The organism is uncultured Salinicola sp., assembly GCF_937921195.1.
In the GTDB taxonomy this organism is placed as follows: domain Bacteria; phylum Pseudomonadota; class Gammaproteobacteria; order Pseudomonadales; family Halomonadaceae; genus Salinicola.
This window is the reverse complement of the sequence record NZ_CALFQK010000126.1, coordinates 1-22583: the sequence shown is the minus strand read 5'-3', so window position 1 is coordinate 22583 and position 22583 is coordinate 1. Positions and strand designations below refer to the sequence as shown.

19 protein-coding genes and 1 riboswitch are annotated in these 22583 nt (G+C 65.6%); of the genes, 14 read left to right on the top strand and 5 right to left on the bottom strand.

Translation table 11 applies throughout. The features are described from left to right. Window positions 1-5 precede the first annotated feature (5 nt). Window positions 6-911: a LysR family transcriptional regulator gene (locus Q0602_RS14155; RefSeq protein WP_298844543.1), complete on the bottom strand. Its 906-nt coding sequence runs from the start codon at window positions 909-911 to the stop codon at window positions 6-8. A 292-nt stretch (window positions 912-1203) separates the two neighbouring features. Here Q0602_RS14155 and Q0602_RS14150 point away from each other — a divergent pair, with 292 nt between their 5' ends. The 6 genes from Q0602_RS14150 (at window position 1204) to Q0602_RS14125 (ending at window position 9251) form a co-directional block, all read left to right on the top strand. After that, window positions 1204-2739, top strand: a complete 1536-nt coding sequence (locus Q0602_RS14150) for an AbgT family transporter (protein ID WP_298844541.1) — start codon at window positions 1204-1206, stop codon at window positions 2737-2739. A gap of 61 nt (window positions 2740-2800) precedes the next feature. Further along, entirely contained in the window at window positions 2801-4153 is a 1353-nt protein-coding gene (locus tag Q0602_RS14145; protein WP_298844539.1) for an amidohydrolase, read from the top strand. An 8-nt stretch (window positions 4154-4161) separates the two neighbouring features. Continuing rightward, window positions 4162-5625 carry a M20 family metallopeptidase gene (locus tag Q0602_RS14140; protein ID WP_298844537.1) on the top strand — a complete coding sequence of 488 codons (1464 nt, stop codon included), beginning with the start codon at window positions 4162-4164 and terminating at the stop codon, window positions 5623-5625. 266 nt (window positions 5626-5891) lie between these two features. After that, window positions 5892-7184: a 3-dehydroquinate synthase gene (locus Q0602_RS14135; protein ID WP_298844535.1), complete on the top strand. Its 1293-nt coding sequence runs from the start codon at window positions 5892-5894 to the stop codon at window positions 7182-7184. Beyond that, the gene (eboE, locus tag Q0602_RS14130) at window positions 7171-8355 is read left to right on the top strand and encodes a metabolite traffic protein EboE (protein ID WP_298844534.1); all 1185 of its coding nucleotides are present in this window, start codon (window positions 7171-7173) and stop codon (window positions 8353-8355) included. Before Q0602_RS14135 ends, eboE begins: the two co-directional genes overlap by 14 nt. Next, window positions 8352-9251, top strand: coding sequence for a UbiA family prenyltransferase (locus Q0602_RS14125; RefSeq protein WP_298844533.1), 900 nt, complete (start codon window positions 8352-8354; stop codon window positions 9249-9251). Before eboE ends, Q0602_RS14125 begins: the two co-directional genes overlap by 4 nt. A 114-nt stretch (window positions 9252-9365) precedes the next feature. Here Q0602_RS14125 and Q0602_RS14120 read toward each other — a convergent pair whose 3' ends face one another. Beyond that, the gene (locus Q0602_RS14120) at window positions 9366-10802 is read right to left on the bottom strand and encodes an alkaline phosphatase family protein (protein ID WP_295037416.1); all 1437 of its coding nucleotides are present in this window, start codon (window positions 10800-10802) and stop codon (window positions 9366-9368) included. A 300-nt stretch (window positions 10803-11102) separates the two neighbouring features. On the opposite strand from Q0602_RS14120, the gene Q0602_RS14115 reads away from it, so the two are divergent. From Q0602_RS14115 to Q0602_RS14100, 4 genes are all read left to right on the top strand, one after another. Continuing rightward, window positions 11103-11969, top strand: coding sequence for an EboA domain-containing protein (locus Q0602_RS14115; protein ID WP_298844532.1), 867 nt, complete (start codon window positions 11103-11105; stop codon window positions 11967-11969). 1 nt (window position 11970) lies between these two features. After that, window positions 11971-12891, top strand: coding sequence for a TatD family hydrolase (locus Q0602_RS14110; protein ID WP_298844531.1), 921 nt, complete (start codon window positions 11971-11973; stop codon window positions 12889-12891). 105 nt (window positions 12892-12996) lie between these two features. After that, a complete protein-coding gene (locus Q0602_RS14105) occupies window positions 12997-13374 on the top strand; it encodes a DUF4870 domain-containing protein (RefSeq protein WP_298844530.1) in 378 nt (125 codons plus the stop codon). A 100-nt stretch (window positions 13375-13474) separates the two neighbouring features. Next, window positions 13475-14398: a lysophospholipid acyltransferase family protein gene (locus Q0602_RS14100; RefSeq protein ID WP_298844529.1), complete on the top strand. Its 924-nt coding sequence runs from the start codon at window positions 13475-13477 to the stop codon at window positions 14396-14398. A gap of 21 nt (window positions 14399-14419) precedes the next feature. Here Q0602_RS14100 and Q0602_RS14095 read toward each other — a convergent pair whose 3' ends face one another. Both Q0602_RS14095 and Q0602_RS14090 read right to left on the bottom strand, forming a co-directional pair. Further along, window positions 14420-15286: a pirin family protein gene (locus Q0602_RS14095; protein ID WP_298844528.1), complete on the bottom strand. Its 867-nt coding sequence runs from the start codon at window positions 15284-15286 to the stop codon at window positions 14420-14422. A 241-nt stretch (window positions 15287-15527) separates the two neighbouring features. Next, on the bottom strand, window positions 15528-16406 hold the full coding sequence (locus Q0602_RS14090) for a LysR family transcriptional regulator (protein WP_298844527.1): 879 nt from the start codon (window positions 16404-16406) through the stop codon (window positions 15528-15530). 133 nt (window positions 16407-16539) lie between these two features. Between Q0602_RS14090 and Q0602_RS14085 the strand changes: the two genes are divergently transcribed. Continuing rightward, window positions 16540-16965: a VOC family protein gene (locus Q0602_RS14085; protein WP_298844524.1), complete on the top strand. Its 426-nt coding sequence runs from the start codon at window positions 16540-16542 to the stop codon at window positions 16963-16965. A gap of 87 nt (window positions 16966-17052) precedes the next feature. Here Q0602_RS14085 and Q0602_RS14080 read toward each other — a convergent pair whose 3' ends face one another. Continuing rightward, window positions 17053-18318, bottom strand: a complete 1266-nt coding sequence (locus tag Q0602_RS14080; protein WP_298844521.1) for an MFS transporter — start codon at window positions 18316-18318, stop codon at window positions 17053-17055. A 145-nt stretch (window positions 18319-18463) separates the two neighbouring features. On the opposite strand from Q0602_RS14080, the gene Q0602_RS14075 reads away from it, so the two are divergent. The 3 genes from Q0602_RS14075 to thiC all read left to right on the top strand — a co-directional run. Continuing rightward, the gene (locus Q0602_RS14075; protein WP_298844518.1) at window positions 18464-19366 is read left to right on the top strand and encodes a LysR family transcriptional regulator; all 903 of its coding nucleotides are present in this window, start codon (window positions 18464-18466) and stop codon (window positions 19364-19366) included. A 112-nt stretch (window positions 19367-19478) separates the two neighbouring features. Then, window positions 19479-20621 carry an anhydro-N-acetylmuramic acid kinase gene (locus tag Q0602_RS14070; protein ID WP_298844517.1) on the top strand — a complete coding sequence of 381 codons (1143 nt, stop codon included), beginning with the start codon at window positions 19479-19481 and terminating at the stop codon, window positions 20619-20621. A 101-nt stretch (window positions 20622-20722) separates the two neighbouring features. Then, a riboswitch (TPP riboswitch) is annotated at window positions 20723-20857 on the top strand. Between the two features lie 93 nt (window positions 20858-20950). Continuing rightward, window positions 20951-22583, top strand: a 1633-nt coding sequence (thiC, locus tag Q0602_RS14065) for a phosphomethylpyrimidine synthase ThiC (RefSeq protein ID WP_298844515.1), incomplete at its 3' end; no start/stop codon positions are given.

Genomic DNA, 22583 nt, shown 5'->3' with positions numbered 1-22583 from the left:
ATGCGTCACTCCGCTCCCCGGCTCTCGTACTCGAACAGCTTGGCCAGCCGCGATGCCACCGGCGTCAGCGGCACGCCGCGGCGCTTGATCATGTGAAAGGTCGCCAGCGGTAGTGGATCGTCCAGGGTCAGTTCCCTCAGTTCGCCCATGCCGTGCTGTGCGGTCATCTGCGCGGCGAAGACTCCGACCATATCGCTGTGCTGGATCAGATTGAGCGAAGTGGTGAAGGAGTCGCACACCACGCTCACCTGATCGCGCGAGAAACCGTGACGTTCCAGGGTGTCGGCAAGATCGGCGTAGTAACCGCTGCGCGCCGTCGGCAGCACCCAGTCGCAGTCGATCAGCTCCTTTAGTCGGCGCGCGCCCGCTTGGGGGTGATCCCGTCTCAGAACCACGACGAAGGGCGTCGAGAACAGCGGCAGCGCCTCGAGATCGCTGTCGAGCACGCCGCTGGAGAGCGTGTTGATCGAGAAGTCCAGTTCACCGTCGCGCAGCCCCGCCACCATCGATGAGAGTTGCCCCTCGAGCACCCGCAACCTGACGTTGGGCAGTTCTTGCCGGAAGCGCCCGACCACCTGAGGCAGCAGCGTACGCGCCACCGTGGCCGAAGCCCCCATCACGATCTGCCCGCGCAGCACCCCGTTCAACTGCTCGACGTTCTCCCGCGCCCGGCGCAGTTCCTCGATGATCAGATGCGCGTGCTGATCGAAGGCCCGCCCGGAGTCGGTCAGCGTCACGCCCTGGGAAGTGCGCACCAGCAGCGCGGCCCCCAGCCCCTCCTCCAGCTCCCGGATGGCCTTGGTCAGGCCCGGCTGGGAAAGCCCCAGCTCACGCGCCGCCGCCCGAATGCTGCCGCGGCGGGATACTTCGACGAAGGCCCGAATCTGGTGGAGCTTGATCGGATACTGCATACGGCGACTCCCACTGCGCGATCACCGCAGGTTATCACCAAAAAGTAATCGACATCTTTTGCGGATCCCGAGCCGGCTCTACTGTTGACGAGTCGACGCCACCAGACTCCCGACTTCAGCCCCGGGTTTCAGGATCCAGATCGTCAGTCTGACGTTCTGAAGACGATGACGACGACATGCTCGAGGTCCAGACGCCACAACACAATCGATCGTCGGCTCCGAGCGCGGCAATAGCGCGATATAACATTCGATCGGCTCATCCGATCTACAACAATCGACTCAGGAGTTCCCCATGGAAGCGACCGCGTCCCGTGACGCCGCTCGCCCGCGGCTGTCGATCCGGCTGCTGAACGCCATCGAGCGTTTCGGCAACCGGCTTCCCGACCCCTTCATGATCTTCGTCATGCTGGCTGCCGCCGTGCTGGTGGCATCGGTGCTGTTCGCCCTCGCCGGCGCCACTGTCGAACATCCCGGCAGCGGCGAGGTAGAGGCGATTCGCAGCCTGGTCTCCGCCGAGGGTATCCAGTTCATTCTCGACTCGATGCTCGATAACTTTACCGGCTTCGCGCCGCTCGGGCTGGTGTTGTCGATGATGCTGGGTATCGGCCTGGCCGAAAAGCTGGGGCTGCTGGAGACCCTGGTGCGCCATACCATTCTTTCGGCACCCAAACGGCTGGTGACTTACACCGTGGCGTTTACCGGGATCATGATGAACGTCGCCTCCGACGCCTCGCTGATCCTGCTGCCGCCGCTGGCGGCGATGGTCTACCACTCCCTTGGCCGCCATCCGATCGCCGGCCTGGCGCTGGGATTCGCCAGCGCCGGCGCGGGCTTCACCGCCAACCTGCTGATCGTCGGGACCGATGCGCTGCTGTCGGGCATTTCCACCGAGGCGGCGCGCATCGTCAGCCCCGACATGATGGTGACACCGGTGGACAACTGGTACTTCAACTGCGTCTCCGTGTTCGTGCTCACCATCGTGGCCGCCGTCGTCACCGAGCGCGTCATCGAACCGCGCCTCGGCACCTATCAGGGCGACGTCGAGCAGGTCGAAAGCAGCGAGCCGGCAAATGCCCGCCGCGGTCTTCGCAACGCCGGCATTGCCGCGCTGATCTACGTCGCTGCCATCGCCACGCTGCTGTTCTGGCCGAACTCGCCGCTGCGCGGCCCCGATGGCGAGCTGATTCCGTCGCCGTTCCTGAGCGGCATCATTCCGATCATCCTGTTCTTCTTCATCACGGTCAGCGTGACCTGGGGCATCACCGTGGGTCGCATCAAGCGCTCGCGCGACGTGTCCGAGAACATGGCCGAGGCGATGCGCGACCTGGGCAGCTACATCGTGCTGATCTTCGCCGCCTCGCAGTTCATCGCCTGGTTCAACTGGACCCACATCGGCACCTGGATCGCGGTCAACGGTGCCGACCTGCTGACCGCCATGGACTTCACCGGGTTCCCGGTCATCCTCTGCTACATCGTCTTCACCGCCTGCATGAACCTGCTGATCTTCAGCGGCTCGGCGAAGTGGGCACTCGAAGCCCCGGTGTTCGTGCCGATGTTCATGCAGCTCGGCTATCACCCCGCCTTCGTCCAGGTCGCCTATCGCATCGCCGACTCATCGACCAACATCATCTCGCCGCTCAATCCCTACATGATCGTGGTGCTCACCTTCATCCGGAAATACGACAAGAACGCCGGCCTCGGCACGCTGATGTCGCTGATGCTGCCCTACACCCTGGCATTTCTGGGGATCTGGATCCTGTTGCTGACGGCGTTCTACCTGCTGGGGCTTCCCTATGGCCCGGGCATCACCACCTATCTGCCCTCTTGAGGCGACAGGACACGACTGTGGGCAAGCGCATCAAGACATCCAATACGCGGAGAACGTCACCATGAGTACCGTTACCGAACCAGAACTGGCCCCAGCGATCGACGCGCTGATTCCGCAGTTGACCCAGTGGCGACGGGATTTCCATCGCCATGCCGAGTCCGGCTGGGTCGAGTTCCGCACCGCCTCGATCGTTGCCGAAGAGCTGGATCGGCTCGGCTATCGGGTCAGCCTCGGCCGCGACGTAATCGACGCCGATAGCCGCATGGGCGTGCCCGAGCCCGAAGTGCTGGTTCAGGCGCTCGAGCGCGCCCGCGACCAGGGCGCCGTCGAACGCTGGCTGCCGGCCCTCGCCGGCGGCTACACCGGCGTGGTGGCGGAATGGGATACCGGCCGCCCGGGGCCGACATTGGCCTATCGCGTCGATCTCGATGCGCTCGATCTCGATGAGTCCAGTGACAACGACCACCGGCCCAGCCGGGAGGGATTCGCCTCCCGCAACGCCGGCATGATGCATGCCTGTGGCCATGACGGTCATACCACCATCGGGCTGGGCCTGGCGCGTCTGTTCGTCGAGCTGATGCCGCATCTGAGCGGCCGCATCAAGCTGATCTTCCAGCCCGCGGAGGAGGGCGTACGTGGCGCGAGATCGATGGTCGAAGCCGGCGTGCTCGATGACGTGGATATCTTCATCGCCACCCATATCGGCACCGGGGTGCCCAAGGGAACGGTCGTCTGCGGCCACAACGGCTATCTCGCCACCACCAAGCTCGATGTCACCTTCACCGGCGTACCCGCCCACGCCGGCGCCAATCCGGAAGCGGGCAGCAACGCCCTGCTGGCCGCCGCCCAAGCCGCCCTCGGACTGCATGCCATTCCGCGCCACAGCGCCGGCGCCTCGCGCATCAACGTCGGCGTGCTCAGCGCCGGCAGCGGCCGCAACGTGGTGCCCGGCACCGCCACGCTCAAGCTCGAAACCCGGGGCGAGACCAGCGAGATCGACGATGAGATGCAGCGCCGAGCGCTGGCCGTGCTGCGCGGCGCGGCCCAGATGCAGGGCGTAGAGATGGCGTACCGCCTCGCCGGCGAAGCGCGCAACTGCGAACCGAGCCCTGAGCTGGTCGAGTTCATTCAGGGGCACATCGCCGGCCTGCCCGGCATCGACAGCGTGATCGCCACCGAAAATCGCCCTTCCGGCTCCGAGGACGCCACCACCATGATGCAGCGCGTGCGGGAACGCGGCGGGCTGGCCACCTACATGGTGTTCGGCACCGAACTCGCCGCCGGCCACCATCATCAATGCTTCGATTTCGACGAGGACGTACTGCCGCTGGCCATCCACACCCTGGCCCATCTGGCCCTGCAGGCAGACGATCCGGCCCTTCACCGCCGACCTTCCGAGACGCTTCAAGGATAACGTTTTTCATGGATATGAACGCGACTGACGCCACGATCCGGCGGCTCGACACCCTGATCGAGAGCAAGCGCGACCGCTTCATCGATCATGCCAATCAGGTGTGGGAACTGGCCGAGACCCGCTTCGAGGAGACCCGCTCTGCGGCGAGGCTGAGCGACGCGCTGGAAGCCGAAGGTTTTCAGGTCGAGCGCGGCATCGCCGGCATCGAGACCGCCTTCGTCGCCAGCTACGGCAGTGGCAAGCCGGTCATTGCGCTGCTCGGCGAGTACGACGCCCTGGCCGGACTCAGCCAGCGCGGTGAAGCGAGCGAAGCCGAGCCGCTGGTCCCCGGCGGCAATGGTCATGGCTGCGGCCACAATCTGCTAGGCGTCGCCGCGCTGGCCGGCGCCGTCGGCGTGCGTGACTATATGGCCGACAACGCGCTCTCCGGCACCGTGCGCTTCTACGGCTGCCCCGGCGAAGAGGGGGGCTCCGGCAAGACCTTCATGGTGCGCGAGGGGGTGTTCGACGATGTCGACGCCGCGCTCACCTGGCATCCACAGGCGTTCAACGCCATCTTCTCGACGCCGACGCTGGCCAATATCCAGGCCTACTTCCGCTTCACGGGCACCTCCGCCCACGCCGCCAACTCGCCCCATCTCGGCCGCAGCGCGCTGGACGCCGTGGAGCTGATGAACGTCGGCGCCAACTATCTGCGCGAGCACATCGTGCCGGACGCACGCCTGCACTACTCGATCACCCGCACCGGCGGCGCCTCCCCCAACGTCGTCCAGGCCGATGCCGAGGTGCTCTACCTGATGCGTGCCCGGCGCATGGGCGACGTCCGGGCGATCTTCGAGCGTGTCCAGAAGATCGCCGAGGGCGCGGCGCTGATGACCGGGACCCAGGTCGAGATGACGTTCGACAAGGCGTGCTCCGGCTACCGCCCCAATCGCACCCTGGAACGGCTGATGCAGTCACGATTCGAGGCATTCGGCCCGCCGCGTCATGACGCCGGGGAGCAAGCCTACGGGGCACGCATCAAGGCGACGGTCAGCGACGACGATCTGCGTACCACCTACGCCAATATCCTCAGCGCCGGCGGCGAGGCGGCAGAGGCGTATGTCGACGGGCTCGAAGGCAAGGCTCTGGTCGACGACATCGCCCCCTACAGCGCCAGCGACGAACTGATGTATGGCTCCACCGATGTCGGCGACGTCAGTTGGGTGGTGCCGACCGCCCAGTGCTACGTCAACTGCTTCGCCCTGGGCACGCCGCTGCACACCTGGCAGGTGGTCGCCCAGGGGCACAGCTCGCTGGGCCACAAGGGCATGCTGCAGGCGGCCAAGGTGATGGCCGGCACCGCCGTCGCGCTCATGCAGGATCCGGCCATCCTGGCCGAGGCGCGGGCGGAGTTGGACAGGGCCACGCGACGCGAGCCCTATCGCTGCCCGATTCCCGACGATGTCACGCCCTCGCCGCTGAAAGGGTGATCGCAAGTCATCGAGACAAGAAACCGAGGCGGCGGACAGGGTCAATGCCACCCATCACCGCCTTTGTTACCGTTTGATGAGCCTCGATACACCCGAAAAACCGATACGCCACTCATACTTCGTAGCAAAAGAACCATTCTTGTCGCCCGCCCCGTCCAGCCCCGAAGCTAACCCCGTGAAACCAAGGCTAGAGGCCAAGCGCGATCGCCCCTTAATGAAGCGGTCCGCTTTTTCGTTTTCGGACCCCTTACGCAGGCGATAACTTCATGAACCGGCCCGCTTTATCGTTCTCGATCGATGGCGACTTCGCCCTCGACTCGTCGCCACTCGCGCCGCCCCGGCAGCCCGTGCAACGTCCCGAGGCCAACCGGCACCCAGCGTCGTCGGACATTCACTGGCAGCGCTTTTCCGTCGCCTACGACTATCCCGTGGCCTTCACCCGGGAAATCTTCTCTCCCGACAACGCCCTGCTGGCCGATGTCATCTCGCGCCGCGAACCCCGCAAGAACCACCGCTGCCTGATCTACGTCGATGCCGGCGTTGCCGCCACCTGGCCGGACCTGAACCGGCGTATCGATGCCTACTTCGCCGCCCACGCCAGCCGCATGACCCTGCTGGCGGCGCCCATCACCGTGCCGGGCGGGGAGTCCGTGAAGGCCAACCTGGAGACGATCGACGGCGTGCTGGAGGGCATCCGGCGCCACGGTGTCGATCGTCACGCCTACGTCATCGTCATCGGCGGCGGCGCGGTGCTGGATGCGCTGGGGCTCGCCGCCGCCATGGGCCATCGCGGCGTCCGCCTGATCCGGCTACCCACCACGGTGCTGGCGCAGAACGACAGCGGCGTCGGGGTCAAGAATGCCGTCAACTTCAAGGGCTACAAGAACTTCATCGGCACCTTCGCCCCGCCCTGGGCGGTGCTCAACGACTTCGACTTCCTGAGCACGCTCTCGCGCCGCGACCGGCTGGCCGGTATCTCCGAAGCGATCAAGGTGGCGCTGATCCGCGATGGTGCCTTCTTCGACTGGCTGGAAGCCAACGCCGATTCGCTGGCCGAGTTCGACCCGCGCACCGAGGAAGCGATGATCCGCCGCAGCGCCGAGCTGCACATGCGCCAGATCGGCCGTGGCGGCGACCCGTTCGAACAGGGTTCGTCACGGCCGCTGGATTACGGCCACTGGGCGGCCCACAAGCTCGAGGCCCTGACCCACCACGGCATCGGCCACGGCGAGGCCGTCGCCATTGGCATCGCCCTGGACACGCGCTACTCCGTGCTGACAGGCCTGCTGCCCGCCGGCGCCGAGTGGCGCGTCGTGTGGCTGTTGAAGCGCCTGGGCTTGCCGGTCTTCCACACCCAATTGATGGAGCTCGGCGACGACGGTCGTCTTGCCATCATGGCGGGGCTCCGGGAGTTTCAGCAGCACCTCGGAGGCGAGCTGACGATCACGCTGCTGGCCGGGTTGGGGCGTGGACACGACCTCCACGAGATCGATGAAACCACCATGACAGCCGCGATCGACTGGCTGCGCGAAGAGGCAAACCACCATGCAGCTGCCTGATGATCTGGGTCAACTGACCTACTGTCTCAACATCCACCCGACTCAGACCTGGGAAGCGGTGCGCGAGGCGCTGCTCGGGCCGGTCAAGCGAGTGCGGGAAACCGTCTGCCCCGAGGCGACCTTCGGCGTGGGTCTGCGCCTGTCTGCCCAGGCGCTGGAGGAGCTCCGCGCCCCCGGCGCACGGGCCGAACTCAAGGAGATCCTCGCGCGGGAGAACTATCGCGTGGTGACCATGAACGGCTTCCCGTTCGGTCCCTTCCACGGCATCCCGGTCAAGCAGGCCGTCTACCAACCCGACTGGAAGCAGCGCGCCCGGCTCGACTACACCTGCTGGCTCGCCGACCTGATGGCGGAACTGGGCACCGCCGGCGACACCCTGAGCCTGAGCACCGTACCCGGCACCTACAAGCCTTTGGCCGAAGGGGCTGCGCCGGCGATGGCGGAAAACCTGCTCAAGGCGGCGGCCCACTGCGTCAAGCTCGCCCAGAAGACCCAGGTCACCATCGCCATCGCGCTGGAGCCCGAGCCCCACTGCTTCCTGGAGACCATCGCCGAAACGGTCGCGTTCTTCCGCGACCATCTCTATTCCGATGCGGCCGCCAACCGTCTGGGAGAACTCTGCGGATTGACCCGCGATGAAGCGAAACTGGTGCTGCCGCGGCATCTGGGTGTCTGCTACGACGTCTGCCACGCCGCGGTGGAATTCGAGGATCCGGCCGCCAGCATCGAGGCCCTGCGCACGGCAGCCATTCCGATCCACAAGCTGCAGCTGAGCGCCGCACTGCGCGTTCCACGGATCGACGCGGCGAAGCGCGACGCGCTGGCACCGTTCTGCGAGCGCACCTATCTGCATCAGGTCGTGGTCTCCAGCGCAGACGGACTGGTGCGATACGCGGACCTGCCCGAGGCGCTGGCCGACGACGCCAGAGCCGACGGCGAAGAGTGGCGCGTGCACTTCCACGTGCCGATCTTCGCGGACACGATAGCGCCGTTCGAGACCACCCAGTCGTTCCTTACCGACATCCTCGCCCTGCATCGCCAGCGACCGATCTCGCAGCACCTGGAAGTGGAGACCTACACATGGCAGGTATTACCGGAGACTCTGCGCACGGAGAGCGTGGAAGCGGCCATATCCCGCGAGCTGACCTGGGTCGCACGACAGCTGGCGTGACCACGGCGGGGCCGGCCAGGAAGCGTAGCGCCCGGATCTGGCTGGAGCTGGGGCGCGTTTCCAATCTCCCCACGGTCTGGAGCAACGTGCTGGCCGGCGGCGTGCTGGCGGGGTCCGGTGGTGCCGCGCTGTGGCATACCCCCGCGCTCTGGACGTCGCTGCTGGCATTGACGCTTTTCTATCTCGGCGGCATGTACCTCAACGACGCCTGCGATGCCGAGATCGATGCCCGCGAACGCGCCGATCGGCCCATCCCCCGGGGGGACGTCGACCGCCTGACCGTCACGCTGCTGGGCGCCGCGATGCTGGCGTCGGGAAGCGGGCTGCTGTTCCTGAGCCATCCGCCCGCCGGAATCACCGGCCTGGCGCTGGTCGTCGCGATCCTGGGCTACGACTGGTGGCACAAGCGGATCGGCTGGAGCCCGCTGTTGATGGGTGCGTGCCGACTGTTGACCTACCTGACCGCCGCGCTGATGGTTGCCGACACCCTCGATGCGGCGGTGGTCTGGGGTGCCGTCGGCCTGGCCTGTCACGTCATCGGCCTGACCTACGCCGCCCGCCAGGAGGCCTACGATCGGCTGGGCGCCGCCTGGCCGTTGGCCGTGCTGGCGGTGCCGGTCGCGCTGATGCTGGCCGCCATGCTGACCGGTCCCGAACCGTCGCTGCTGGCGTTGATCCTGTGGCTGGGCTATCTGGTCTGGGGCGCGCGCTGCCTGCTGTGGCTATCCCGCCGCGCTGCGGGGGACGTACCGCGTGCCGTCGTCGGCCTGATCGCCGCGATTTCGCTCTATGACGCCACGCTGATGGCGGCCATGGGCGCCAGCGGGATGGCCTTGCTGGGTGCCCTGGCCTTCGCCGCGACGCTGGCATTGCAACGGGTGACGTCCGGGACCTGAATCGACACACGCCAACCGGTGGCGGACGCCGCCGGTGGCAGGACGATCTTCGCCAAACGGACCAGGCCGAACCCACATCATGGTGATGCGGGCCCGGCCTTTTTTTGCCGTACGTCAGGCGCTGGCGTTATCGACGGCGGTCCGGCGGTACGCCATATCCTCATCGTCGCCTTCGAAAACGTGAGCCAATACCAGCGCCTTGAAGTCCGTCGCCTCGACCGGCCCGGCGGGCAGCAGGCCAGCTTCCGACGAGATCACCAGCGGCCCCATGGAGGGATCGTCGGTCAGCCGCCCGTGGGCGCCCTTGACCAGCGCCGTGTCCTTGAGCGAGATGACGTCCAGCAGTTGACGCATGCCGAGCCGCCGCTTGGCGAGACGCCATCCCGCCGCCAGCTTGGGCGACTTCAGCGCGGGATCGAAGAACAGCTCCAGCGGGTCGTAGCCCGGCTTGCGATGGATGTCGACGGTGCGCGCATAGTCCGGGGCTCGGGCATCATCCAGCCAGTAGTAGTAGCTGAACCAGCGATCCGGTTGGGCGATCGCCACCAGCTCTCCCGCGTTGGGGTGGTCGAGCCCCTGCTCGCGCTTTTCGCGGTCGCCCCAGACCGCTTCCACGCCCTCCAGCCCTTCCAGCAGCGCCCTGATCTTCGGAATCTCTTCCGGATCGCGAACGTAGACATGGGCGACCTGATGATCCGCCACCGCGAAGGCTCGCGACGCCCCGGCGTCGAGCTGCTCCTGCTGCCGTTCCCGACGCACCGCGACCAAGCCGGCCTCACGCAGCGCGCGATTGATATGGACGGCCTCGCTAACCGGCGTGATCCCGTACTCGGAGACCACGATGACCCGACGCCCTTCCCGCTCGGCCGCGTCGATCAGTTCACCACACAGCGCATCGACCTCCTGGAGATCGCGCTGCAACTCGGGATGGGCAACATCCGGCCCCAGGCGCTGAAGGTTGTAGTCCAGATGCGGCAGATAGGTCAGGGTCAGGGTGGGATCGCGGGTTTCCATGACATGGCGCGTCGCATCGCTGATCCAACGACTCGACGAGATATCCGCCATTGGCCCCCAGAAGGTGAACAGCGGAAAGGTGCCCAGCCTGGCGTCGAGTTCGTCGTGGAGATCCGACGGATAGGTGTAATGATCGGGTAATTTACGGCCGTCGGCGGGATACATCGGCCGCGGCGTGGCACTCCAGTCGGCGCTCGAATACATGTTGTACCACCAGAACAGTTTGGCGCAGGTAAAGTCGGGATTCTTCCGTCTCCCCGCTTCCCAGATCTTCTCGCCCGCCATCAGGCGGTTGGACTGGCGCCAGAACCAGACCTCGGCAAGATCCCGGAAGTACCAGCCGTTGGCCACGGCGCCGTGCCGCCCTGGCGGCAAGCCGGTCAGCAACGTCGCTTGAACGCTGCAGGTCACCGCCGGTGTCACGGTGTTCAACGGCCGCAATCCGCCCCGTTCGGCGAGCCGTTTCAGGGCCGGCGTATGGTCACCGACCAGTTGGGGTGTCAGCCCGACCACGAGAATTACCAGGGTGTTGTGCATGGCGCCGGCCTGCCGATTCGAGGATGAATTTTAGCCGTCGCGATCCCATCGCAACGATCTGTAAAGACTGCATATCAGTTGGAATAAGGAGAGACAATCGGCGCGACGATCGAAGCCCGATTTTGAGAAATTATCACCAGAAAAGTGAAGAGGCCGGCGAATCATCGCAGCAGAAAAGTCATCCGATCAGCGCGATTCAGCATTGGATCCTGGCCCCTCGACCGGTCAGTTAATTGAGCCTGGGGATTCTTTTCGCGACCCGATAAAGTGGCTTCTGAAACCACTGGCCCGGATGTTTACATGCCCGTTACACCGCTGAAGCTACTGCGCGACTGGACCTGTCGCCAGGCCCCGGATCAAGCTCGCTGGCTCGTCGAGCAGTACACGTCGCTGGGCCAGAGCGGCAACGAAAAGGATCTCCATCTGTTTCTCGGCCTGGTGCCGCGGCGCCTCGGCAAGCAGGACCTGACGCTGACGCCACAGGACCTGGCGATGGCGAACCAGAGCTATCCTGGCTGGCGCCCCGAGGGCTGGAGTCTCGATGGAGCGGCCCGTATTACTGCCCTGCTCGCCTTCGAGAGCAACCGCCCGTTTTCGGATACGTTCCGGGATCTGGTCCGGACCGCCGATGCCCGCGAATTGATCACGCTCTATCGGGGCCTGGCCCTCTACCCCCGCCCCGAGTCTCTAACGGACGCCGTAGGCGAGGGGCTGCGCTCCAACATGCGTGCGGTGTTCGAATCCATCGTTCATGGCAACCCCTATCCCCGCGACCACTTCGACGAGCATCGCTGGAACCACATGGTGCTCAAGGCGCTGTTCGTCGGCAGCCGGCTTTCCCCCATCGTCGGCCTGGACACGCGGGTTAACGCTGAGCTGGCCACCATCCTGCTCGATTACGCCCGGGAACGCTGGGCCGCCGGGCGCGAGGTGAGCCCGGAGCTGTGGCGCTGCGTCGGGCCTTTCGCCGAGCGCGTCTCGGCCTACGCTGCCCTGCAGCGTGCGCTGGCAGGGGTGCCGGAGCAGCGCAGTGCGGCGGTGCTGGCGCTGATGGCGGCCGACACCCCTCGCGCCCGGGACCTGCTCAAGACGGTGCCGGATATCACCGCACTGGTCGCGGACGGCCGTCTCGACTGGAACCACCTCACCCTGAAAGAGGCCGCCTGAGATGTTCATCGATCCCCACGCCCACATGGTGTCTCGCACCACCGACGACTACGAGGCCATGGCCGCCGCCGGCATCGTGGCTCTGATCGAACCCGCCTTCTGGGTCGGACAACCTCGCACCTTCGTCGGGACCTACGTCGACTACCTCTCCTCCCTGGTGGGTTGGGAGCGCTTCCGCGCCGGCCAGTTCGGGATCCGCCACTACTGCACCATCGGCCTCAACTCCAAGGAAGCCAACAACGAGGCGCTGGCGGAGGGTGTAATGGAGTGGCTGCCACGGTTCGCCCTCAAGGAGGGCGTCGTCGCCATCGGCGAAATCGGCTATGACGAGCAGACCCCACTCGAGGACAAGTACTTTCGCGCCCAACTGGCACTGGCCAGGCAGCTCGAACTGCCGGTGATGGTGCACACGCCGCACCGCGACAAGAAACGCGGCACCTCGCGCTCGATGGACGTCTGCGAGGAGATGGGGCTCGATCCCTCGTGGGTCGTCATCGACCACAACAACGAGGAAACCGTGCGTGAGACGCTGGATCGCGGCTACTGGGCCGGTTTCTCGATCTACCCGTCGACCAAGATGGGCAACGCGCGGATGGTCGAGCTGCTCAAGCAGTATGGCGGCGACCGGATCATCGTCGACAGCGCCTGCGACTGGGGGATTTCGGACTGTCTCGGCGTGCCCAAGACCGCTCGGCTGGCGCTCGAGTCCGGGATTGCCGAGACCGTGGTACGCCAGGTCACCTATGACAACGCCCTCGCCGTCTACGGCAAGAGCGGCCAGATGCAGGCCGCCGACTGGCTCGATCCCGCGCCCATCGACCAGCGCACCCTGTTCGAGGGCAACTCGATCCTGCGAGGCGGCCGCGATCCGCTGGTCGAGGCACCGGAGGATCGCCGCCGCGACCGGCTGCTGATCGAATAGCGCGACCGACCCTCCTTTTCTGCGGCGCCTCCGTTCAGGCTGGCACCCGGAGCCTCTCGACGGCAAAATGCGGTCAACCACCGCTGCGCCGCCGAGAGGAACTTCATGGTTTCACCGATCGACAACGCTGTCACCGAATCGGACACCGACGCCAGGCGTCCCGACACCACCCTCGCCATGATCGTCTACGCCCTGCTGCTGGGCGTCTTCGTGACCGGCATCACGCCGGTGATCGGCGTGATCATCGCCTACGTCTACCGCGGCAATGGCCCGCGCTGGCTGGACGAACACTACCGCTACCATATCCGCACTTTCTGGATCGGGCTGCTCTACGCCTGCATCAGTTGGGTGCTCGCCTTCGTGCTGATCGGTTTCGTGTTGATGGCGCTGCAGGCGGTGTGGCTGATCGTCCGTTGCGTCATCGGCTTCAAGGCACTGCAGGAACATCGTGCCCCGGACAAGGTCGATAACTGGCTGTGGTGATCCCTACGGTCAGCCCCCGGGCAAGCCGATGCTGCCCGCCGCTCCGGGATGCCGACCCGAGAGATGCGACAATGACGTGTACCGAGAAAAAGAGAGCCGAATGATCGAAAGTCTTCAAGCTCGCGCCATCCATCTGCTCTGGCGCCTGCTGTCACACTGCCGGCTGAAGACGATGTGGTCGCTGGCGGGTGTCGCCAGCCGCGTGCTGTATGCCGTTTCCCGGCGGGAGCGTCACGTCAGCCGGCGCAACCTCGAAGTCGCCTATCCTGACGACAGTGGCGAGCAGCGCCGCAGCCGGATCAAGGCCAGCCTGCGTCACTCCGCGGCCACCATGCTGGAGCTGGGCTTCGCCTGGATCGCCGACCCCAGACGCGTCGACGCCTCGATCGTCGAGGTCCACGGTCGTGAGCTGCTGGACGAGGCACGCGCCGAGGATCGCGGCGTGATCGTGCTGGCACCCCACTTCGGCAACTGGGAGGTACTGAACTTCTGGCTGTCGAGCCACTTCCCGTTCACCGCCATGTACGAGCCGCCCAAGATGGCCGACCTCGATCCCGTCATCCGTCACGGCCGCGAGCGGATGGGCGCCGAGTTGGTGCCGACCAACCCGCGCGGCGTCGCCGCCCTGCTCAAGGCATTGAAGCGCGCCGAAGCCGTCGGGATCCTGCCCGATCAGGAGCCCGACTGGGGCAGCGGCGTGTTCGCCGATTTCTTTGGCCGCCCCGCCTATACCGCCACCCTGCTGCCGAAGTTGGTGGCCCGGACCCAGGCTCGCGTCGTCACCGGCGTCGCCAGGCGCCTGCCCGATGGCCGCGGCTTCGCGATCCACTTCCTGGCCGCGGACGACCGCGTCTACGACACGGATGAGAATGTGTCGGCGCTCGGCGTCAACGCTTGCGTTGAGTCCGCCATTGCTCTCGATCCGGCCCAGTACCAGTGGGAATACAAACGCTGGAAGAAGACCGAGCAGGAGCAGCAGCTCGTGCCCGGCTATCGGAAGCACCGGCTCTACCGCAAACGTTGAGCGCCGGCGTAAGCCGCTGCTCTACTGGGCCAGACCGCCAAAGCGCCCGGCCTGGTAGTCATCGATGGCCGCGGCGATCTCTTCCCGGGTGTTCATCACGAACGGGCCATGGGAGACGACCGGCTCATCGATGACCTCGGCATGGCCGAAGATCAGCCTGGCGTCGTCCGACGCTTCGAGTTCGACGCCATCGCCGGCCCGATCCAGTTCGATCAAATGGCGCGACTTCACCGCCTGGCCGGCCACCGCTATCTCACCACTGACGACGTAGAGGAAGACCTGTCGCCCGGCCGGGGCCGACAGCGTATGGGAAGCACCTGCCGGCAGCCTCAGTGTCGACATGAACACGTCGGTCAGACTCTCGACAGGCCCGCGTTGGCCCTCGCACTCACCGGCTATCAGGTTCAACTCCCCGCCACCGGCCAGGGCAATCGTCGGAATCGCCGTTCGCTGCAGGCCGGTATAACGCGGCTCGCTCATCTTCAGTCGCGCCGGCAGGTTGATCCAGAGCTGCAGAATCTCCAGCGGCCCGCCTTCGCGCAGGAACTCGGGCGGGGAGATCTCGGCGTGGACGATACCGCTGCCGGCGGTCATCCACTGCACGCCGCCGGCGTGGATCACGCTCTGATGATCGGCGCTGTCGGCGTGGGCCAGCGAGCCTTCGAGAATGAAGGTCACCGTCTCGAAGCCGCGATGCGGATGGGGCCCGAACGGCAGACCCCGATTGTTGGCCGAATAGACCTGCGGGCCGTGATGATTGAGAAACAGGAACGGATCGAGCTGGTCGAGCCCGGGGCCCGGCAGCGGCCGGCGGGTCGTCAGATCGCCGATGTCGTCGCGGATGGCCGGGTGCTGGGCGATGACGCCGCGTGGCGTGAAGGTAGACATAAGAGGCTCCTGAATAGAATCAGCAAGGAGTCTAGGTCACACCTACCGCAAAAAAAGCGAATGATTTCCGTCCAATCATTGCATGGAGTCGTTTTCACCACGGCACCGCCTCGATGGAAAAGTCGCCGAGCGTACTCGCTCTCGACCTGACATTCGCCGACCCGGCTCATCGCTGGTTCCGGGAGCTGGTGATCTCGACCTGCCGTGGGGCCTATGGGGAGACTTGAGCTTCCGGCATCGATCACCCGACCTCCCCAGTGCTGGTTGCCGCCAACGCCTCCTCGATCACCGCCACCAGCGGCGACTGCGTCGGTGAAAGGCGCGAGACCATCACCAACTCGCGGTAAAACGTCTGCTCTCCCAACGCCACGATCCTTACCGGCGGCGGTTGCCGATGTCGCCACAGCCCGGTCAGCGGAATCAGCGCCACGCCCAGACCGAATTCGACCATTCTGGCAATCGCGTCGATCTCGTCGAGTTCCAGCCGAATCGCCGGACGCAGTCGCCGCCGCTCGAGAAAGCGGACCACCTGACGTCCACCGAAGGAGCCCCGGTCGTAGAGCACCAGCGGATGGGTCTCGAGCAGTGCTTCGACGCTCTCACCATCGCTATCGGCCGGCGCTATCATCACGAAGGGCTCGCGGGCGATCACGCGAGTGTGGAGATCGCCGGGTAGCGCAAAGGGGGGCTGGACGATCATCGCCATGTCCAGGTCGCCCTTGTCGACCTGATCGAGCAGCGTCAGCGATACACCGGGCACGATCCGGGTCATGACCCCGGGTGCCGAGACTCCCAATGCTCGCAGCACATCGGGCAGCAGCCCGCTCTGAACGCTGGCGATGGCGCCGAGGTGCCACTCGCCGGTCAGGCCATCGCTATCGGCATTGCGAATGCGCTCGGCCAGGGCCAGCATCTCCTCGGCCCGGGGCAGCAGTCGGCGTCCGGCAGCGTTGAGCCTGACGGCGCGCCCAGTACGCTCGAACAGTGGCTCGCCGACGTCGGCCTCGAGATTTCGAATCTGGGTGCTGATGGCGGACTGGGTCAGCCCCACCGCCCCACCGGCGGCGGAGAAGGTCCCATGGCGTACCACGGCGAGAAAGGTCTTGAGCTCTCTGAGCATGGATCGATGGCCACTAGAATACAAATAATTTGATATCAGACAGCAATATTATGCGCTTTCCATCAAATTTAATCGCGTCCAGAATGACTCGACATCAATGACGCCCAGGCCAACGACTTTCAGGAGAACTCCCATGGCACTGTCCCCCTTCCACCTCGCCATTCCGGTTCACGATCTGCCCGCCGCACGCAAGTTCTACGGCGAGACCTTCGGTCTGAGCGAAGGCCGCTCCAGCGAGCAGTGGGTCGATTTCGACTTCTATGGCCATCAACTGGTGATTCACGAGCATCCGCCGACACCGTCCCAGGAGTCCGCGCACACCAACCCGGTCGACGGCCATGACGTGCCGGTGCCCCACTTCGGCATCATCTTGGGCTGGAGCGAGTGGGAAGCCCTGGCAGAGCGCCTGAAGGGCTTCGGCACCCAGTTCGTGATCGAGCCCTACGTGCGCTTCAAGGGTCAGCCCGGCGAACAGGCCACCATGTTCCTGCTCGATCCGTGCGGTAATGCGCTGGAGTTCAAGGCGTTCAAGGATATGGGTCAGCTGTTCGCCAAGTAATACCGTTTCTCTCGCGTCCCTCGACGTCTTGTGATTGCCGCCGATTTCGATCGGCGGCTTTTTTGTGTCGATGGCGATAACGACCCGCTAAGCGAGCCGCCGGAGATGCAGCGCACCAATGGCCAGCGCGACCAGCAGCAATACCGCGATGAACAGCGACACCCCGTTCCAGCCGCCCCAGAACCAGAACGCGCCCCCCAGCGTCCCGGCGACGCTGGAGCCGAGATAGTAGCTGAACAGGTAGAGCGACGACGCTTGCCCCTTGGCCTGACTGGCGCGCTGACCGACCCAGCCGCTGGCCAGCGAGTGGGCGGCGAAGAAGCCGAAGGTGAAGATCAGGATGCCGATCAGGATCAGGCTGATCGGCTCGAGCAGCGTGGTCGCCAGTCCCACCAGCATCATCACGATGAATAGCCAGAAGATCCGCTGACGCCCCAGGCGGTCGGCCAGCGAGCCCGCCCAGGCCGAGCTGTAGGTGCCGGAGAGGTAGGCGATGGAGAGCAGCCCCACCAGCGCCTGACTGACCTGATAGGGCTCAGCCAGTAGCCGGTAGGCGATATAGTTGTAGAGGGTGACGAAGCCGCCCATCAGCAGGAAAGCTTCGGCAAAGAGCCAGGGCAGCCCTCGATCCCGGAAATGGACGGTGAACCCGGACAAGACGCTGCGCCAGTTGAGAGGGCGCGGCGAGAAGTGCTTCGACGGCGGCAGCCAGCACATGAACAGGATCGCCGCGATCAGCGCCACGATACCGATGATGGCCAGCGTCCAGCGCCACGGCACCCAATCCACCATCACGCCACTGATCAGGCGCCCACTCATGCCGCCAATCGAGTTGCCGCTGATGTAGAGTCCCATCGACAGGCCGACGTAGCGCGGATGTATCTCCTCGTTGAGATAGGTCATCGCCACCGCGCAGAGCCCTGACAGCGACAGCCCTGCCAGGGCGCGCATGATCAGGATCCCCGTCCAGTTCGGCATCACCGCTGCCAGCAGCGTGCAGGCGGAAGCGGACAGCAGCGCGATCGTCATGATCGACTTGCGCCCCACCGCGTCGGAGACCGGGCCCGTGACCAGCAGCCCTATCGCCAGCATCCCGGTCGAGACCGACAGCGACAGGCTGCTGGTCGCCGCGTCGATCCCGAAGGCGTCGGACAGAATCGGCATCAGCGGCTGCACACAGTAGAGCAGCACGAAGGTCGAGAAAGCACCGAGGAACAGCGCCAGCATGGTCGGCCGATAGCCGGCCCGGCCGCGTTCGATGAAATCACTCTCGACGACCTCCGCCTCGCGTTCCAGCTGGCGGTTCGTCGCCCGTGTGGCGTCATGAATCTCGGATGGTGTGCGGCGGGACAACCCGATTCTCCCGATCTCGATAGCAGGGCCGAGGCCGGGCGATGGCCCTGCCCGAACGGCGTGAATTCAGCTATTGGTAGATTACGCCGCCTCGATTAAGCTTTCTAATATATTATTCGACGTTTTTGAGAGGTTTTCCGACTCAATGGAACTGCGCTATCTGCGCTACTTCGTGGCGGTGGCGGAGGAGTTGCACTTCAGCCGCGCCGCCCAGCGGCTGGGTATTTCCCAACCACCACTGAGCCAACAGATTCGGGCCCTGGAAGCCGAGCTCGACACGCGCCTGCTGACGCGCACCAATAGACGTGTCGAACTGACCGAAGCGGGCCTTCTGTTCCTGGAGGAAGCCCGAGAGATACTGGCTCGCACCGAGCGGGCATCGCGACGGGTGTCGCGCGTTGGACGCGGCGAGACCGGCCAGCTCAGGGTCGGCTTCACCACCTCGGTGCCCCTGACCGCGACCCTGCCGCAGATCCTGCTGCGCTACCGGCAACGCTACCCGGATGTCGATCTGCGCATGCATGAGCTCAACAGCCGCCGCCAGATCGAGCCGCTGCTGGAAGGCGACCTGGACATCGGCATCATGCGCCCCGCCACGCTGCCGGACGGTCTCGACGCCTTTACCTTGATCCGTGAACCCCTGATGGCCGTGGTCAACGACCAGGGGCCGCTTGGCGGCCACTCGTCGCCGCTGACACTCGACGAACTGGCGATCCATCCGTTCATCTATTTCTCGCCGGCCGCCGGCACCGGCCTGCTGGATCAGTTCAACGCGCTTTTCGCCAGGCGTGGCCTGACACCGCGCCTGGTCCAGGAAGTCGGTGGCCCCAATACCATCATCAGTCTCGTTGCCGGCGGACTCGGCGTCTCGATCCTGCCAGCCTCCTTCCGACACATCCGGATCGACAACGTGCGCTACCGCCCCATCAGCGACGACGATGCCGTCTCGGAAGTCTGGCTGACCCATCTCCGCCACCAGCCGACACCCCAGACGCAGCGCTTCGTCGATCTGGTGCGCGAATACCGCGACCGGGAGACACCCGCCTGACCGCAGGCTCTCGTCACCCGATGCCTTTTCGCCGACGAGGCTTGCCGGTAGTCTCTTGCCGATACCCCGCTTCGCAATGCGCCCCCGGGCGTGATGACAGGAGAGATCCGACATGGAATCCGGCTGGAGCCTCGGTCTCATGACCGGCACCGTTCTCGATGGCAACATCGATATCGCCATGCTGCACAGCGACGGCGAGAGGATCGACGAGTTCGGTCCCTACGAGCTGGTGCCCTATCCCACCGACATCCGCACCCTGCTCTCGGACACCCTGGCCGCCGCCCGGCAGTGGAACTTCGAGGGTCCCGAACCCGCCATCTTCCGCCACGCCGAGACCGCCCTGACCGAAGCGCAGTCCATCGCCGTCTCGGGATTTCTCGATCGCCATGGCTTCCGGCCCGATCAGCTCGACGCCATCGGCTTTCATGGCCAGACCGTACTGCACCGCGCCCCGGCGGCAGGCCGGCGCGGCGCCACCCGCCAACTGGGCGATGGCGAGTTGATGGCACGGATGGTGGGCAGCGACGTGGTCTACGACTTCCGCAGCGCGGACGTGGAGCGCGGCGGCCAGGGAGCGCCGCTGTCGGCGATCTACCATCGGGCACTGCTGCGGCGCCTCGGCGCCGGTCCGGAAAGCCTGGTGCTCAACCTCGGCGGGGTCGCCAATCTCTCCTGGTGGGGCGGGGATGGGGACTGCAGCGAACGCTTGATCGCCTTCGACACCGGCCCGGCCAATGCACCGATCGACGATTGGGTCCGGCAGCACACCGGCGCGGCCATGGACCGGGATGGCCTCATCGCCAGCCAGGGGCGCGTGGACGAGGAGCGGTTGAGCGCACTGCTCGACCACCCCTATCTCACCGCCCCCTACCCGAAGTCGCTGGATCGCTTCGACTTCCAGGCGGAGATGGCCGAGGGGCTGGACCTGGAGGACGGCGCCGCCACCCTGACCGCGTTCACGGCCTCCGCCGTGGCCAAAGCGATGTCGCTGCTGCCGCAACGGCCGTCGCGCATCGTCGTCTGCGGCGGTGGGCGCAGGAACCCCACGCTGATGCGGGAACTCGCCCATCGCACCGGTGCCGAGGTGCAACTCGCCGATGCCGTCGGCTGGCGCGGCGATGCCATCGAAGCGGAGTGTTTCGCCTATCTGGCCATGCGCTCGCTGCGCGGTCTACCGTTGAGCTTCCCGCTCACCACCGGCGTGGCCACACCGCAGACCGGAGGCCGGGTGGCACGCGCCGTCGACCGGCCCTGATCCTGGCGTCCTCTCCCGCCCGCGCGATCTGCTTGACCCTCCCGCGCCGCTGACTCAGACTGACGACGGCCTCCCGGCTCGGCCTCATCGAGCCGGGAGGCCAACGCTTGACGGGGTGCCGGTGGAACCGGCTGAGATCGTCCTGCGCCGCGACTCGCTGGAGCCGCCGCGCCACGACGGATCCCGACGAACCTGATCCGGCTAGTACCGGCGTAGGGATCAAGCGGAGGTCCGCGTCGAACGGTCCCCGATACCGCCCAACCGTGCCTCCCCCCGCCTACGCTGTGCGCCGGCCTGACCTCAACGTCATGCCCGAGGCACAAAGCACCATGAAATCACCACAGTTTCTCTCCGAGACCGCCCGCGTCGACAGTGCCGCCATCGCGCCGCTGCCAGCCTCGACCAAGATCTACGTCGAAGGATCGCGCCCCGACATTCGCGTCCCCATGCGCGAAATCACGCTGTCGCCGACGCAGACGAAGAGCGGCCTCGAGCCCAATGCTCCGCTCACCGTCTACGACACCTCCGGGCCCTACACCGACCCGCAGGCCGACATCGACATCCGTCGGGGTCTGGCGCCCCTGCGTCGCCCCTGGATCGACGCGCGCGACGATACCGAGTGGCTCGACGGCCCCAGCTCCGCCTATGGGCGCCGGCGCGCCGAGGACCCCCGTCTCTCGACCCTGCGCTTTCAGCTCGCGCGCACCCCGCGCCGCGCCCGCCCGGGCACCAACGTGACCCAGCTCCACTATGCCAGGCAGGGTATCATCACCCCGGAGATGGAGTTCATCGCCATCCGCGAGAACCAGCGTCGGCGCGAGGCGCGCGATGCCAAGGGAGACCCGATGCTGGATCATCAACACCCCGGCGAATCCTTCGGCGCCAACCTGACTGACGAGATCACCCCGGAATTCGTGCGTGACGAAGTCGCACGCGGCCGGGCGATCATCCCCGCCAACATCAATCATCCCGAGAGCGAGCCGATGATCATCGGCCGCAACTTCCTGGTGAAGATCAACGGCAACCTGGGCAACTCGGCGGTGACCTCCTCGATCGAGGAAGAGGTCGACAAGATGACCTGGGGCATCCGCTGGGGTGCCGACACGATCATGGATCTCTCCACCGGCCAGAACATCCACGAGACACGGGAGTGGATCATCCGCAACTCGCCGGTGCCTATCGGCACGGTGCCGATCTATCAGGCGCTGGAGAAGGTCGACGGCGTGGCCGAGAACCTGACCTGGGAGATATTCCGCGACACCCTGATCGAGCAGGCCGAACAGGGGGTGGACTACTTCACCATCCACGCCGGCGTCCGTCTGCATCACGTGCCGATGACGGCCAGGCGCGTTACCGGCATCGTCTCCCGCGGCGGCTCGATCATGGCCAAGTGGTGCCTGTATCACCACCGAGAGAGCTTCCTCTACACCCATTTCGAGGAGATCTGCGAGATCATGAAGGCCTACGACGTCTCGTTCTCGCTGGGTGACGGCCTGCGCCCCGGTTCCATCGCCGATGCCAACGACGAGGCCCAGTTCGCCGAACTGGAAACGCTGGGCGAATTGACCCGGATCGCCTGGCAGCATGACGTTCAAGTGATGATCGAAGGCCCCGGCCACGTGCCGATGCAGTTGATCAAGGAGAACATGGACAAGCAGCTCGAGTGCTGCGATGAGGCGCCCTTCTACACGCTGGGGCCGCTGACCACCGATATCGCCCCGGGCTACGACCACATCACCTCGGGTATCGGCGCGGCACAGATCGGCTGGTATGGCTGCGCCATGCTCTGCTACGTCACGCCCAAGGAGCACTTGGGCCTGCCCAACAAGGATGACGTCAAGATCGGCATCATCACCTACAAGATCGCCGCCCACGCCGCCGACTTGGCCAAGGGGCATCCGGGCGCCCAACGTCGCGACAACGCGCTGTCGAAAGCCCGCTTCGAATTTCGCTGGGAAGATC